The organism is Methylobacterium sp. Leaf111 (assembly GCF_001423285.1).
Taxonomy (GTDB): Bacteria; Pseudomonadota; Alphaproteobacteria; order Rhizobiales; family Beijerinckiaceae; genus Methylobacterium.
In genome coordinates, this window is record NZ_LMNE01000023.1 from 143,584 (window position 1) to 158,439 (window position 14,856).

10 protein-coding genes are annotated in these 14,856 nt (G+C 71.4%); 7 read left to right on the forward strand and 3 right to left on the reverse strand.

Annotation, left to right across the window (positions count from 1 at the left end; genetic code table 11):
- Nucleotides 1-22 precede the first annotated feature (22 nt).
- Nucleotides 23-1,405 carry a glutamate--tRNA ligase gene (gene gltX / locus ASF41_RS13660; RefSeq protein ID WP_056494007.1) on the forward strand — a complete coding sequence of 461 codons (1,383 nt, stop codon included), beginning with the start codon at nt 23-25 and terminating at the stop codon, nt 1,403-1,405.
- Between the two features lie 117 nt (nt 1,406-1,522).
- Nucleotides 1,523-3,451: an ABC transporter ATP-binding protein/permease gene (locus ASF41_RS13665; protein ID WP_056494010.1), complete on the forward strand. Its 1,929-nt coding sequence runs from the start codon at nt 1,523-1,525 to the stop codon at nt 3,449-3,451.
- A gap of 11 nt (nt 3,452-3,462) precedes the next feature.
- Here ASF41_RS13665 and ASF41_RS13670 read toward each other — a convergent pair whose 3' ends face one another.
- Nucleotides 3,463-5,319: a LysM peptidoglycan-binding domain-containing protein gene (locus ASF41_RS13670; RefSeq protein WP_056276098.1), complete on the reverse strand. Its 1,857-nt coding sequence runs from the start codon at nt 5,317-5,319 to the stop codon at nt 3,463-3,465.
- A gap of 221 nt (nt 5,320-5,540) precedes the next feature.
- Here ASF41_RS13670 and ASF41_RS13675 point away from each other — a divergent pair, with 221 nt between their 5' ends.
- Entirely contained in the window at nt 5,541-6,143 is a 603-nt protein-coding gene (locus ASF41_RS13675; RefSeq protein ID WP_056211684.1) for a TIGR00730 family Rossman fold protein, read from the forward strand.
- A 28-nt stretch (nt 6,144-6,171) separates the two neighbouring features.
- On the opposite strand, the gene cysS is transcribed toward ASF41_RS13675, so the two are convergent.
- A complete protein-coding gene (gene cysS / locus ASF41_RS13680; protein WP_056494013.1) occupies nt 6,172-7,551 on the reverse strand; it encodes a cysteine--tRNA ligase in 1,380 nt (459 codons plus the stop codon).
- Nucleotides 7,552-7,880: 329 nt separating this feature from the next.
- On the opposite strand from cysS, the gene ASF41_RS13685 reads away from it, so the two are divergent.
- A complete protein-coding gene (locus ASF41_RS13685; protein WP_056211689.1) occupies nt 7,881-8,219 on the forward strand; it encodes a hypothetical protein in 339 nt (112 codons plus the stop codon).
- A 79-nt stretch (nt 8,220-8,298) separates the two neighbouring features.
- Here the strand turns inward: ASF41_RS13685 and ASF41_RS13690 are convergent, their stop codons facing one another.
- On the reverse strand, nt 8,299-8,817 hold the full coding sequence (locus ASF41_RS13690) for a CreA family protein (protein ID WP_056494016.1): 519 nt from the start codon (nt 8,815-8,817) through the stop codon (nt 8,299-8,301).
- Nucleotides 8,818-8,980: 163 nt separating this feature from the next.
- Between ASF41_RS13690 and ASF41_RS13695 the strand changes: the two genes are divergently transcribed.
- From ASF41_RS13695 to ASF41_RS13705, 3 genes are all read left to right on the forward strand, one after another.
- Nucleotides 8,981-9,991: a DUF2865 domain-containing protein gene (locus tag ASF41_RS13695; protein ID WP_056276647.1), complete on the forward strand. Its 1,011-nt coding sequence runs from the start codon at nt 8,981-8,983 to the stop codon at nt 9,989-9,991.
- A gap of 92 nt (nt 9,992-10,083) precedes the next feature.
- On the forward strand, nt 10,084-12,378 hold the full coding sequence (locus ASF41_RS13700) for an OmpA family protein (RefSeq protein ID WP_056494019.1): 2,295 nt from the start codon (nt 10,084-10,086) through the stop codon (nt 12,376-12,378).
- A 639-nt stretch (nt 12,379-13,017) separates the two neighbouring features.
- On the forward strand, nt 13,018-14,688 hold the full coding sequence (locus ASF41_RS13705; RefSeq protein WP_056211695.1) for a methyl-accepting chemotaxis protein: 1,671 nt from the start codon (nt 13,018-13,020) through the stop codon (nt 14,686-14,688).
- The last annotated feature ends 168 nt before the right edge of the window (nt 14,689-14,856 follow it).

Genomic DNA, 14,856 nt, shown 5'->3' on the forward strand with positions numbered 1-14,856 from the left:
GAAATGGTCTAGAGGGCGCCTCATGACTCACGCCACCTCGCCCCAGGCCGACACGCCCCGCGCCGGCGCGCCCCTCGTGCGCTTCGCGCCCTCGCCCACCGGCTACCTGCACATCGGCAACGCCCGGCCGGCGCTCCTCAACGCGCTCTTCGCGCGGGCGCGGGGCGGGCGCTTCCTGCTGCGCCTCGACGACACCGACCGGGAGCGCTCGACGCAGGCCTTCGCCGACGCGGTCTCCGAGGACCTCGCCTGGCTCGGGATCGTGCCCGACCTGTTCGCGCGGCAATCCGACCGGGTGGCGGTCCACGATGCGGCCGCCGAACGCCTGAAGGCGATGGGCCGGCTCTATCCCTGCTACGAGACGCCGGAGGAGCTCGAGCGCCGGCGCCGGCGCCAGCTCGGGCGCGGCCAGCCGCCGATCTACGACCGGGCCGCCCTGACCCTGACGGAGGCCGAGCGGGCTGCCCTGGAGTCGGAGGGTCGCAAGCCGCACTGGCGCTTCAAGCTCGACGCACGCACGGTGGCCTGGGACGACCTCGTGCGCGGCCCCGCCCATGTCGACTGCGCCTCGCTCTCCGATCCGGTGCTGATCCGGGCAGACGGCAGCTACCTCTACACCCTGCCCTCCGTGGTCGACGACGCCGAGATGGGCGTCACCCACGTCATCCGGGGCGAGGACCACGTCACCAACACCGGCGTGCAGGTGCAGATCTTCGAAGCCTTGGGCAGCGCGATCCCGGTCTTCGGCCATCACAACCTCCTGACCACCGCGGACGGGGAGGGGCTCTCGAAGCGCCTCGGCCACCTCTCGCTGCGCGGCCTGCGCGAGGCCGGCTACGAGCCGGGCGCCGTGCGCTCGCTGGCCGTGCTCACCGGGTCGGCCGAATCGGTCCGCGCCGTGGCGGGCCTGGACGAGCTCGCCGGCCTCGTCGACCTTGCGCAGATCTCGCGGGCTCCGGCGAAGTTCGACCCGCACGAGCTCGACGGACTCAACGCCCGCCTCGTCCACGTCATGCCCTATGCGGAGGTCGCCGACCGCCTCGCGGCGCAAGGGGTCGCGTCCGAGCGCGCCGCGGCGTTCTGGGAGGCCGTGCGGCCCAACCTCGCCAAGGTCTCGGAGGCGGGCGACTGGTGGCGCGTGGTCACCGGCCCGGTGAGCCCCGTCATCGCCGACCCGGCCTTCATCGGGGCCGCCGCCGCGCTCCTGCCGGCCGAGCCCTGGGACGGGGAGACCTGGAAGGCCTGGACGGGGGCCGTGAAGGCCACCACGGGGGCCAAGGGCAAGGCGCTGTTCATGCCGCTGCGCCTCGCCATCACCGGCCTGGAGCACGGGCCGGATCTCGCCGGCCTGCTGCCGCTGATCGGGCGGGACGTGGTGCTCCGCCGGCTGGCGGGAGAGGGCTGACGGCGGGTCCCTGCGGTGCATGCAGGCCCGACCCGCCGGCACCCGTGACTGTCGCTGGCCGGGTGGGGCGCCTATATGCGGGCCCGACGCCCTCTTCATCCCGAGTTCCTGACCCGAATGAGCACCGATCCCGCCCCGGCGGCACCGGCCGCGGCCGCGCCGCCCGCGCGCCCCGGCCTCGTCGCCACCTATCGCCGTCTCTGGCCCTATCTCTGGCCCCACGGCCGGCCCGACCTGCAGCGACGCGTCTTCCTCGCCTTCGGCCTGCTGATCGTCGCCAAGTTCGTGACGATGGTGACGCCCTTCACCTTCAAGTGGGCCACCGACGCCCTGGTGGCGCTGACCGACCCCAAGCCGGGTGCGGCCATCCCCACCGGGCTGTTTGCCGCCCCGATGCTGCTGATCGGCCTCTACGGCCTGTCGCGCATCCTCATGGCGGGTCTGACGCAGGTGCGCGACGGGCTGTTCGCCAAGGTGGCGATGCATGCGGTGCGCCGCCTCGCGCTCCAGACCTTCGAGCACATGCACCGGCTCTCCCTGCGCTTCCATCTGGAGCGCAAGACCGGCGGCCTGACCCGCGTGCTGGAGCGCGGGCGCGGCGGCATCGAGGAACTCTCGCGCCTGATGGTGCTGACGCTGGTGCCGACCATCGTCGAGTTCCTGCTCGTGATCGGCGTCCTCGCCTACGAGTTCGACTGGATCTACTCGGTGGTCGTGTTCGCGATGGTGGCGGCCTACCTCGCCTTCACCTGGAAGGCGACGCAGTGGCGCATCGAGATCCGGCGCCGGATGAACAATTCCGACACCGACGCCAACACCAAGGCAGTGGATTCGCTGCTGAACTTCGAGGCCGTGAAGTACTTCGGCGCCGAGCGGCGAGAGGCGGAACGCTACGACGTCTCGATGGCCAAGTACGAGAAGGCCTCGACGCAGACCTACGTCTCGCTCGCGGTGCTCAACGCCGGCCAGGCAGTGATCTTCACCGTGGGCATGACCATCGTGATGTGGCTGGCAGCGCGCGACATCATGGCGGGGCGTACCACCCTCGGCGGCTTCGTGCTGGTCAACACCATGCTGGTGCAGCTCTCCATGCCGCTCAACTTCATGGGCATGATCTATCGCGAGATCAAACAGGCGCTGATCGACATCGACGACATGTTCCAGATCCTGCACCGCAACCCGGAGATCGCCGACCGGCCGGACGCGCTGCCGCTCGCCGTCTCGGACGGCGTGGTGCGGTTCGAGGACGTGCGCTTCGCCTACGACCCGGCCCGGCCCATCCTCAAGGGCGTCAGCTTCGCGGTGCCCGCGGGCAAGACGGTGGCGATCGTCGGCCCCTCGGGGGCCGGCAAGTCGACCCTGTCGCGCCTGCTGTTCCGGTTCTACGAGCCGCAGGGCGGCCGCATCCTCATCGACGGCCAGGATCTTTCGCGGGTCCGGCAGGCCAGCCTGCGGGCGGCCATCGGCATGGTTCCGCAGGACACGGTGCTGTTCAACGACACCATCGGCTACAACATCCGCTACGGCCGCTGGGACGCCACCCCGGCGGAGGTGCGCGCCGCCGCCGCCCTGGCGCAGATCGACCGCTTCATCTCCGCCCTGCCGGAGGGCTACGACACGCCCGTGGGCGAGCGTGGCCTGAAGCTCTCGGGCGGCGAGAAGCAGCGCGTCGCCATCGCCCGGACCATCCTGAAGGGACCGCCGATCCTCGTCCTCGACGAGGCGACATCGGCCCTCGACTCCTTCACCGAGCGCGAGATCCAGGATGCCCTCGACACCGTGAGCCAGGGCCGCACCACCCTGGTCATTGCTCACCGTCTCTCCACGGTGGTCAATGCGGACGAGATCATCGTCCTCGACAAGGGGGTGATCGTCGAGCGCGGCGACCATGCCACCCTGCTGGAGCAGGACGGCGTCTATGCCTCCATGTGGAGCCGTCAGCGCGAGGCCGACGCCGCCCTGGAGATCCTCCAGCGCAGCGAGGCGGCGCTGCCGGTGCCCAAGGAGCGACCGGCCCTCGTGCCGGAGCCGGCGCCCGCCGCGTAGGGGCCGCGCCGTCAGCCCCGCTTGTCGGGTTGCGGAACCGCCGCGGTGCCGTCGGTGGGCAGGACGAAGATCTGGCCCGGATAGATCAGGTCGGGATTGCGGATCTGCGGCTGGTTGGCGTCGAAGATCACCGTGTAGCGCGTGCCCTTGCCATAGATGCGCCGGCTGATCTGCCACAGGCTGTCGCCCCGGATGATGGTCGCGGTCCCGATCTCCGGGACGAAGACCGTCGGGCTCCGTTCCGCCAGAGCAGGGGTCAGGGCCTGTCTCTGGGCGGGTGTCTGGGGCGGGGCCGGGACAGGGCTTCGCAGCGCGGGCGCCTCGGCCTGTGCGGTGGCGGGCGGCGTGACCGAAGCGGGGCGCGGCGGGACCTGCGGCGACGGCGGCTGCGGGGAAGCCTCTCGCGAGGGCGAATCTTGCGACGTCCGTGCTTGCTGCGCCGGGGTGCGCGCGGGGGCTGCGGACGGTGCCGGCGTCGGGGCCTGGGGCGTTCCGGTCCCGGAATTCGCGGGCGGGAGCGCGGCGGGCGCCTGGGGGGCCGCTGCCCGGGGCACGGCCGCCGGGGGCAGTGTCGCCGGGTTCTCCGGCGTCCCCAGGCGTGCGACCGGGCCCGGTGCCGGCGGATTGCCCGGCTGCGCGACGGCCGGCCCGCCCTCGGGCGGCCGGCCCGCCCCCGGTGCCGCCGGCTTGGTCACCGCCGCGGGCACGTTGAAGGCGACCTCGGAGCGGGTCTTCACCTTGCCGGAGACGGGATCGACCTGGTCTACCCGGACCTTGTAGTCGCCCGGCCGGACGCCGCGCCCGATGGTGAAGGCCACCCGGCCGTCGGCGCCGGCACTGCCGGGCGCCACCAGGGCGTCGTTCAGATAGAGCCGCACGGTGGCTCCGGGCGGGGCCTGGCTCGTGACGTAGAGCCGTCCGCCCTCTTCCGCCTCGACGCTGACGATCTTCACCGGCCCGGTGCGGTCCGCGTCGGCCTTGCCGGGGCGGGTCTGCGCCGTCGGGGCCGGATTCCGGGGCGCGCGGCCGTCGGGCATGGTCGTTGCGAGGGTGCCATCGGCCTTGCCGCTCCGGCCGGCCTCGGTCTTATCCGGGAGATTTTTGCCCGAGGCGCCCTTGCTCGAGTCCATCCTGTCCGGTTCGGTTTTGCCCGAGGCGGCTTTCCCCGTCTCGGTCCTGCCCGCATCGGCAAGGGTGGTCCCCGGCGTCGCCGGAGCCGGGTCCGGCTGCGAGAGCACGATGGTGGGCTTGTCGGGGGAGGTCAGGGCGATGAGGGGCTTGGCATTGCGATGGGGCGAGACCACCACCGCCACGCTGTCGCGCGAGATCCGGGCCTGACCGTCGGCACCGAGCACCCGCAGGGTGATCTCACTGCTGCCGGTGGGCAGGGCGGGGGGTACGATGGCGAACTGGCCGGAGGGGTCGACGAGCGCACGGGCAATCGGCTCGTTGTCGCGCAGAAGCTCGACGGTGGTGTTGGGCGCGGCCCGCCCGGCGATCACCGCCTCGCCATTGGGCTCGATCCGGATGATGTCGAAGGTCGGCGCCTCGCTGCCCGGCGAGGTGCCCGAGGCCTGCGCCGACGGCTGGCCCGGGCCCAGGGCCGCCAGGGGCTTTCCCGCCGGCGCCGCCCCCTCCCCGGGGCTCGCATCCCGCCGGACCGGTGGATTCGGCTCGGCTGCGCCGTCGGTCCGGGCGGGGGGCTTGCCGGTGGGGGGGGCGCTCTCCTCGGGGGCGCCGGAGCCCGCCGGGGATCCGAGGCCGCGCTTGAACAGGGTGCCTGCGCCGTAGAGGGTGACCACGAGGGCAAAGCCCGCCAGAAGCCCCACGCAGGCGAGGAAGATGCTCCGTCGCAACTCCGCCCTCATGACACGCCACTCCTTCGTCCACCGGCACGGCGGCCGAAATTCCATCGCCGCGGGATCGGGCCCGTCGACAAACCGGCGATTGATGGCGACATATTAGCGAACATGATCGGATCACCAAATCATACCCGCCGGATCACGGCCGGATCTTCCGTAAAATCAGCAGTTTGGCTCGTGGACCGCGGCGGACGGGCCCCGGCCGCTGCGCATCAGGGAGGTCCGGCATGGCTCCGGTAAGGACGGTCTGCGTCTATTGCGGCTCGGGCTTCGGCGGCGATCCGGCCTTCACGGCCGCGGCCGTGACCCTCGGCAAGGCCCTGGCGGAGGCCGGGATCGGCCTCGTCTACGGCGGCGGCAATGTCGGCCTGATGGGCACCGTCGCCCGGGCGGTCCTCGAGAACGGCGGCCACGTCACCGGCATCATCCCCGATTTCCTGAAATCGCGCGAGCGCATGCTCGACGAGATCCAGGAGACCATCGTCGTGGAGGACATGCACACCCGCAAGCGGCTGATGTTCGAGCGCTCGGACGCCTTCGTGGCCCTGCCCGGCGGCATCGGCACCCTGGAGGAGCTGGTGGAGCAGCTCACCTGGGCGCAGCTCGGCCAGCACAACAAGCCGATCCTGCTGCTCTCGGTGGCGGATTTCTGGACGCCCCTCCTGACGCTCCTCGACCACATGCGGGGGCAGGGCTTCATCCGGGAAGGGCTCGACCTGAGCTACCTCGTGGCCACCGAGGCGGCCGACGTGGTCGGCCTGCTGCGCGACGCGGCCGGATCGGTCGCGCCGGCCCCCGCCGCCGAAGCCCTGGTGGCGGAGCGGTTCTGAGGCGACGGCCCCGGCGCGGCGGCCCGGCTCAGGTCGCCACGCTCCAGGTCGTCCCGTCCTTGCCGTCCTTCACGGCGACGCCCATGCCCAGGAGTTCGTCGCGGATCCGGTCCGAAGCGGCCCAGTCCTTGGCGGCCCGGGCCGCGCGCCGGTCGGCGATCAGCGCCTCGACCCGGGCGACGTCGACGCCGGCTGCCCGGATGGTGCCCTGGTCGCGCGCCGACTTCATCTGGGTGAGCAGGCCGAGGAGGTTCGCCCCGGCCTTCAGGGCCGCCGGCTCGTCGAGGCGGTGCAGCTCGGCGAGTGCCGCGGCGGTGTTGAGGTCGTCGAGGAGCGGCTCGCGCACGCCCTCCGGGATCGCCGCGGCCGCGGCCACGTCGCCGACGACCCCGTACCAGCGGTCGAGCATCCGGGCCGCCTCCTCGAGGCCGCGCAGGGTCCAGTCGATCGGCTGGCGATAATGCGTCTTGAGCATAGCGAGGCGCGCGACCTCGCCGGGCCAATCCTTCAGCACGTCCCGGATCGTGATGAAGTTGCCCAGCGACTTCGACATCTTCTCCCCCTCCACCTGGAGGAAGCCGTTGTGGAGCCAGACGTCGGCCATCACGTCGGTGCCGAAGCAGCAGCGCGACTGGGCGACCTCGTTCTCGTGGTGCGGGAAGATGAGGTCGATGCCGCCGGCATGGATGTCGAAGCGCTCGCCGAGATGCTTCCAGGACATCGCCGAGCACTCGATGTGCCAGCCCGGCCGGCCGGGCTCGGCGATCCCGCAGGGGGAGGGCCAGGCCGGCTCGCTGGGCTTCGAGGGCTTCCACAGCACGAAGTCGAGGGGCGAGCGCTTGTAGGGCGCGACCTCGACGCGGGCTCCGGCTTCCATCTCGTCCAGGGGACGCTTCGAGAGGGCGCCGTAATCGGGCATCGAGGGCACGTCGAAGAGCACGTGGCCGTCCGCCACGTAGGCATGGCCGCGCGTCACCAGGCCGGCGATGATGGTGTGCATCTCGGCGATGTGGTCGGTGGCCCGCGGCTCGACGAAGCGCGGGTGCCCGCCCGGCACGTTGACGTCCTCCGGCATCAGCACGCCGAGTTCGCGGATGTCGGCGTGGAAGGCCTTCAGGGTGCCGTCGGTGAGTTCCCGGATGCTGATGCCGCGCTCGGCGGCCCGCGCGTTGATCTTGTCGTCCACGTCCGTGACGTTGCGGGCATAGGTGACGTGGGGCGCGCCGTAGAGGTGGCGCAGCAGGCGAAACAGCAGGTCGAAGACGATGATCGGCCGGGCGTTGCCGATATGGGCGGCGTCGTAGACGGTGGGGCCGCAGGCATACATCCGTACGTTCGTGGGATCGATCGGCGTGAAGGCGGCCTTCTCGCGGGTCAGCGTGTTGTAGAGCCGCAACATCGAGGCCATGAAACTTTCCTTACGTCCCGGGCCTCCATCCGGACCCGTCCGTCCTTGAAAACACCGCAGCGCGTTGGTTTCGCGCGGCTTTTGCCGCAGCGCACCCAAGCGCCCGCCACACCGTCGCCGCGTTCCGCCCGGGGCCCTGTTGCGCGAAGGCGACGGCCGGGCCGCCCGTCCTGCGCTACCCCAAAACCATGAGCAATTCGAGAACGACGCCGGACCGGCACGCCTTCGAAACGCCTGCCGCGAAAACGACGGCACGGCGAAAGGGTTTGTTAACCTGGTGCCGCGAAATTTTCGCCCCATACGCTTCCGACACCAGCAAGGTTCTGCCCATGCGCCGCGCGACCGCCAGTATCGGCGCTCTTCTCGCTCTCGTCCTCTCCGCCCACGGCGCCCTCGCCTCCGACGGGGAGAGCCCGGCCAAGGCACCCGGCACCGTCGAGAAGACGTTCCTGATCCCGTCGAGCGAGGGGTACGGCGTCGGCGACTGCCTCACCAATGGCGAGAGCGCCTGCGGCCAGGTGGTGGCCAATGCCTGGTGCGAGGCGCAGGGCTTCGCCTCTGCCGGCTCCTTCGGCGTCGCCGCCCAGGACGAATATACCGGCGCGATCCCGCCGGCCCCGGTGGCCAAGCCCGCCGAGCGCCCGATCCGGATCACCTGCCAGGATTGAATCCTCGGGCGGGATGGATTCCGCCCGAGCGTGGCAGGCAGCCGGGTCGCTCCGACGTGAGGCGATCCAGTCTCCCGGCCTACTTCTCCATGAGCGCGTCGCAGCGTGGCGGCGGCTCGGTGCCCCAGGGCATCAGCGGCACGGCGGAGGTGGAATTCTTGGGCGAGCCCTGAATCACCTTGTCCGAGTAGACCATGTAGATCAGCGTGTTGCGTTTGGTGTCGCAACCGCGCACGATCTGCATCGACTTGAAGATCAGCGACCGGCGCTCGCTGAACACGACCGCGCCCTGCTTGAACTTCTCCTTGAACTGCACCGGGCCGACCTGACGGCAGGCGAGGGAGATGTCGGAGACATCCTCCGCGAGGCCGAGGGTGCCCTTGATGCCGCCCTTCTCCGGTTGGGTGTACCAGCAGGCCACCCCTGCCACCGACGGATCGTCGATCCCGTAGACCACGAGCTTGTCGTTGGGTGTCAGAGGTCGCCACACGGTCGACTTGTCGAAGATGCGGTCCGCATCGTCCGCGCGCGCCGGTTGTGCGGCGAGGCCGAGCCCCAGCGCCAGCGCGCAGCCTGTGAGACCCCGAAGCCACATCATCGTATCATTCCCCTCAGTTTGTTCCGAGCGGATGTGGGAAGGGTGTCGCGGTCGTGCGAGGGTCGCTAATAAACTTGTGTTGAGCCCGTTCGCCTCCGCTTCGTCGAAGTTTCCTTCGGGGGACGTCGCGCGACGGCGTCCCGCCATCCATTGCAATCAGGCCATGCCGCTGATCCCCTCCCAGATCCGCACGCTCGTCCGAGTGCTCGCCGGCGTCCTCGCCGTCACCACCCTGACGGGTATCGCCGAGGCGCAGACCTCCGCCTGTCTGCGCTACCGCTCCGAACTCGCCGGCCTCAGCGACGGCGCCAGCACCGCGCGGGCCCTGCAGAACGAGATCGGCCGCCTGAATGCCTATTATCGCACCCTGAACTGCGAGGGGGGGCGGTTCCTCTTCTTCGATTCGCGCCCCCCGCAATGCGGCGCGGTTGAGCAGCGCATCCGCGCGCTCAACGCCGGCTACGGCGCCGAGAACGGCGAGGTGACGGCCGCCCGCCGGCAGCAGCTCACGGAGGCGATCGCCGCCGCCTGCACGGATGCGGCGAGCCGCAGCCTGATCAAGGCGGACGGCCCTCCGGGCGAGGCGCGCGCGCGGGGTGGCGCACAGGTGATCTGCGTGCGCACCTGCGACGGCGCCTACTTCCCGATGACCAACCTGCCCGACGGGCGCGAGGGCGCCGACGAGCTCTGCCAGGCCCTCTGCCCCGGCGCGGAAGCCGCCGCCTATTCGATGCCGCACGGCGACGAGGCCCTGAAACAGGCCGCCACCGTGAAGGGGAGCCGCGCCTACACGGCCCTGCCCAACGCCTTCAAGTTCCGCACCTCCTTCACGCCGAACTGCTCGTGCAAGCGCGAGGGGCAAAGCTGGGCCCAGTCCCTGGTCAAGGCCGAGAGCATGCTGGTCCGGCACAAGGGCGACATCTTCGTCACGCCGATGCAGGCCGAAGCCCTGTCGCGCCCGCCGAAGGTCCGCCTGACCCTGGTGGGACGGGCCGACAAGACCGCCGCGGGCCTCGCCGCCGACGCCGCCACGCGCAGTGCCGGCGTCGCCTCCGATGCGCCTGCGCTGACGGAGCCGGCCGCGGCCGTGCCGGGGACGGGCGAGGAGCGCCAACCGGTGCGCATCATCGCCCCGAACCTGTTCTCGACCGCCCCCCGGCCGGGGAATCCCTGAGGGGGACAGTCGGCGCCGCGCGGCCAAAAAACGGGAACCATCCCGCTCGCATTCTGTTCCGAAGGCCTCATCAACGACGTGAGTGACCTTCGATGCGGAGCATCCGCCACCTTCTCCTGACCGGCACGGTTCTGCCTGCCCTGCTCCTGTCCGGCCCCAGCCTGGCCCGGCCGGACTCCGCATCGGGTGGCACCATCCTGCTGGCCCAAGCCCTGCTGGCCCAGGCCGGGCCGGGCGAGGGGCCGCGGGGCGAGGGCCCCCGGGGTGGGGGTGCCGAAGGTCCGCGGGGCGGTCCGCCCGGCGGCGGACGTGAACGACCGGAGCCGCGGCAGGAGCGCCCCGAGCCGCGCCAGGAACGGCCGGCTGCCCGCCCCGAGCCCCGCCAGGAGCGGCCGGAGCCCCGCCAGGAGCGGCCGGAGCCTCGCCAGGAGCGGCCGGAGCCACGGCAGGAGCGGCCCGAGCCGCGTCCGGAGCGGCCGGCCGCCCGCCCCGAGCCGCGCCAGGAGCGCCCTGAGCCCCGTCAAGAACGACCCGAGCCCCGTCCGGAGCGCCAGGAGCGTGTGCCGGCCGCGCCGCCGGCCGAGCGTCCCGCCGCCCGTCCGGATCGCCCGGAGCCGCGCCAGGAGCGTCCCGCCCGCGAGGAGCGTGGCCCCGGTCCGGACCGGGATCAGGCGCCGCAGCGTCGTGCCCCCGGTGCCGATGGGCCCACGGAGCGTCCGTCGCCCCCGCCGGCCGCCCGGGAGCGCACCCCCGACCGGCCGAACACGCCCGAGCGTCCCGCCGCGCCCGAGCCGAACCGTCCGGCGCCCGCGCAGCCGCGCCAAGCCCCGCCTGCTGCACAAGCCCCCGCTCCGGCGCAGGCCCCGGCGCCGAACGCACCCGAGATCCGCAACCCGGCCAACCCCGTCAATCCGAACGTGCCGGGCGCAGCCCAGCCGGGCCGTCCGAATGCCCCCGGCGAGCCGCGTGCCTCGGGCCAGCCGGCTCCCCCGACTCCGCAGCCCGGCCAGCCCGGCCAGCCCGGCGCCGCGGCGCCCAATGCGCGGCCCGGCGTCCCGGGACGTCCGTTCGTCCCGCCCGGTGCCCCGAATCCGGACGCGCCGCGTCCCGACGGCCGTCCGGGTGCGGGTGCCAACCCGGCCGACGCCCGGCCGGATCGGGACGGACCGATCCCGGGCGGTCGGGATGCGAGAGATCCGGCTGCCAGGGAGTCCGGGACCCGCGACCTGCGCCGCGACGGCCCCGATCGGAACGGCCCCGGCCGCGACGACGCGGGCCGACCCGATCTCCGGCCCGGCGATGCCCGCCGCGACGATCGCGGCATCGACGCCCGCCGCGAGGATCGCGGCATCGATGACCGTCGCGAGGACCGCGAGCGGCGTGACGCCTTCGAGCGCCGCGACGCGCGCAGCGGCTTCAATGCGCCGGGGCGGCCGGGTTACGTCCCGGGCGGCTTCCGGGACGATGACGATGTCCGCGACTACGATCAGGTACGCCGCGACCGCCGCGAGTTCTCGGAAGGGGGCCGGACCTATATCCGCGAGCCCGGCCGCATCATCGTGCGTGACCGCGACACCTACTTCATCCGCCACGACGAGAACGAGCGCTTCCGCGATCTCGACCGGCGGGCCTATCGCAGCGAGCGTCGCGGCGGCGATACCATCACGTATCTCGACCGGCCGGGCGGCGAGCAGATCGTCACCATCGTGGACGATGACGGCCGTCTCGTGCGCCGGTCCCGCCGCTTCCGCGACGGGCGCGAGGTCGTCATCATCGACAACAGCTTCGGCGGCGGCGTCTCGCGGCCGATCTACGAGGACGTCGTCGAGTTGCCGCCGCCGGACATCCGCATCCCGCGCAATCGCTACGTGGTCGATTACGAGGGCGCGGACGAGGGCGCCGTCTACGAGGCCCTGTCGGCCCCGCCGGTGGTGGCGGTGGACCGGCGCTACACCCTCGATCAGGTCCGCTACAGCCCGCAGTTGCGCGCCCGCATGCGCAGCGTCGACATCGATACGATCAACTTCGACACCGGCTCGTTCACGGTGACGCCGGACCAGGCCGCCCGCCTCGCCACCATCGCGTCGGCGATGAACCGGGCGATCAAGGCCAATCCGCAGGAGGTGTTCCTGATCGAAGGCTACACCGACGCGGTGGGGGCCGACATCGACAACCTCTCGCTCTCCGACCGCCGCGCGCAGTCGGTGGCCACGGTGCTGACGCAGAACTTTCAGGTGCCGCCCGAGAACCTGACCACGCAGGGCTATGGCGAGCAGAACCTGAAGGTGAACACGCAGAGCGCCTCGCGCGAGAACCGGCGGGTGACCGTCCGCCGCATCACGCCGCTGATTCAGCAGCAAAGCGAGGCGCCGCCGCCGCCGCGCTGAGGCGATAAGTTCGGCGACCGGCGGGCGACAAGCCGCCGGTTGCCCGCTGCGCGCCCGTCGCTTGCACACCTTCGACGGACCGGTGACGGCGAGAAGGCTGCGTGGGTCGCCTGACGGGCCCGATCGACCCTGGTCGTCGATCGGTCAACGCAGACACCCGGGACGCATGGGCTCGTCCCAGCCTGCCGTTCCTGCGCGTGGCCGGCAGGATCGCATTCCCGATGCGCTCCTGCGTCGCTGCGACGGTCCACCGGTCACGATCCGGTCCGTCATGAGCCTGGGGCCCGGCGCGCGGGTCGCGTCACCGCCCCGTTGCACCGGCCGGACGTCGAACGGTCCTGCCCAGGCAGGCCGCGGGGGCACGGGACTGGAGCGGTTCCGCCCTGTCGCCGTTCGGCCGCTCGCCTGCCGGCGCGTTCCCCCCGGAAACGGCGCTCCGCGAGCCGACAGGACGGCGACACGGATCGCCTCGAACCGCCGCGTGGAATCCAGGCGGGCACCGGCCATGAATTTCGATCGTGACCGGGGTCCGGGTTATCAAATCTTTAATCGATCAATCTACAGTCTAGATCGTCTTTCGGGCCTGTTGTGTTCTGATCGCCGCAGACACGACAGCATTTTAGGCGCTCTTATCAAGCAATGTCGATCAAACTGAAGTGGATATTGATTTCGATCATCGGTTCTGTCATCGCCGCCCTGGTGGTTCAGGGCGGGATAGCGATGAAGAGCTTGGAGAAAATCCGGGCGAATTCCACGCAAATCTCTACGGTATGGATGCCAAGCGTGCGGAGCTTGGGCGAGATCAAGTTCACGTTGACGAATCTACGGCTTGTCGATGCGCGCTATGTCATGGGGCGGGATTCGGCGGCTTCGCTCGAAACGCTCAACGCGGCGCGCGAGAAAGCGGTCGAAACCGCCCTGAAGGCTCATCAGTCGTACATCGCCGCCCCTGAGGAACGGGTGATCGCCGAAGACATCGCCAAGCGCTACGCCGCGTATGACGAGGTCCGAGGCGGGTTTCTGGCTTCGTTCAGGGCCGGTGACCAGAGCGCGATGGTCGACGCGTTCGAGATGACGCGGCCGGCTTACATGGAACTGATGAAGGTCATCGACGACGATGTCGCCTACAACGACCGTGGGGCCGCCGCGGCGGAGGCCGCCTCGAAGATCGACTACGCGAACGCCTTCTGGCTCACGGTCGCGGTGGGCGGCGTCTCGCTCCTGATCGGCGTTTGCGGCGCGGTGTTCGTCCTCTTCGGCGTGACGCGTCCGATCGCTCGGATCACCGGTGCGATGCAGGCGGTCGCGGGGGGCGATCTGGCGCGGGACATCCCCTATTCCGGCCGCCGCAACGAGATCGGCGCGATGGCCTCGGCCCTTTCGGTCTTCCGCGACAACCTCCTGGAGACCGAGACCCTCCGCCAGCAGCAGAAGACGAGCGACTTGGCGGCGGAGGAGCGGCGCCGGCTGGGGATGCACCAGATGGCCGATCATTTCGAGACGGCCGTGAGCGGCATCATCACCCGGGTGACCAGCGCCGCCACGGAGCTTCAGGCCACGGCCCAGAGCATGGCCGGCACCGCGACCGAGACCGCCAGCCAATCCACCACCGTGGCCGCCGCCGCGGAGGAGGCCGCCTCCAACGTCAACACCGTGGCGGCGGCCACCGAGGAGCTCGGCTCGTCCGTGCAGGAGATCGGACGCCAGGTCGACGGCTCGGCCCAGCTCGCGCAACGCGCCGTGGTCGAAGCGGAGCGGACGGCCACCCTGGTGCAGGATCTCAGCACGGCCGCGACCAGGATCGGCGACGTGGTGGCGATGATCTCGACCATCGCGGGCCAGACCAACCTTCTGGCCCTCAACGCCACCATCGAGGCGGCCCGCGCGGGCGAGGCGGGCCGCGGCTTCGCGGTGGTGGCGGCGGAGGTCAAGGAGCTCGCCAACCAGACCGCCCGGGCCACCGAGGAGATCGGAACCCAGATCGGTCAGATCCAGGGCTCGACCGGACAGGCGGTCTCGGCCATCGGCAGCATCACCGACCGCATCCGGGAGATCAGCGGCGTGTCGACCACCGTCGCGGTGGCGGTGGAGGAGCAGGGTGCGGCCACCCGGGAGATCGTCCGCAACGTCTCGCAGGCGGCGGTCGGCACCGAACTGGTGACCTCCAACATCGTGAGCGTGGCGGGGGCCGCCGAGGAGACCGGCGCCGCGGCCGCCCAGGTGCTGTCCTCCGCCAGTGAACTCTCGCGCCAGTCCGAGCATCTCGGCGCCGAGGTCGCCCGCTTCCTCGCCACCGTCCGGGCAGCCTGAGCGGCCCGACCAGTGCCTCCGAGGGCACCGGGCGGCCTCGGGGACATCCGGCGCCGCCTGCCATGGCGAGCGCCGGTGCGGTTTCCCCATCGTCGGCCCGGCCTATATACCCGCCTCGGCAGTGCGGGCCCTCGGGGCTCCACTGCCTTCGGCTCCCGTTCGCGAGGG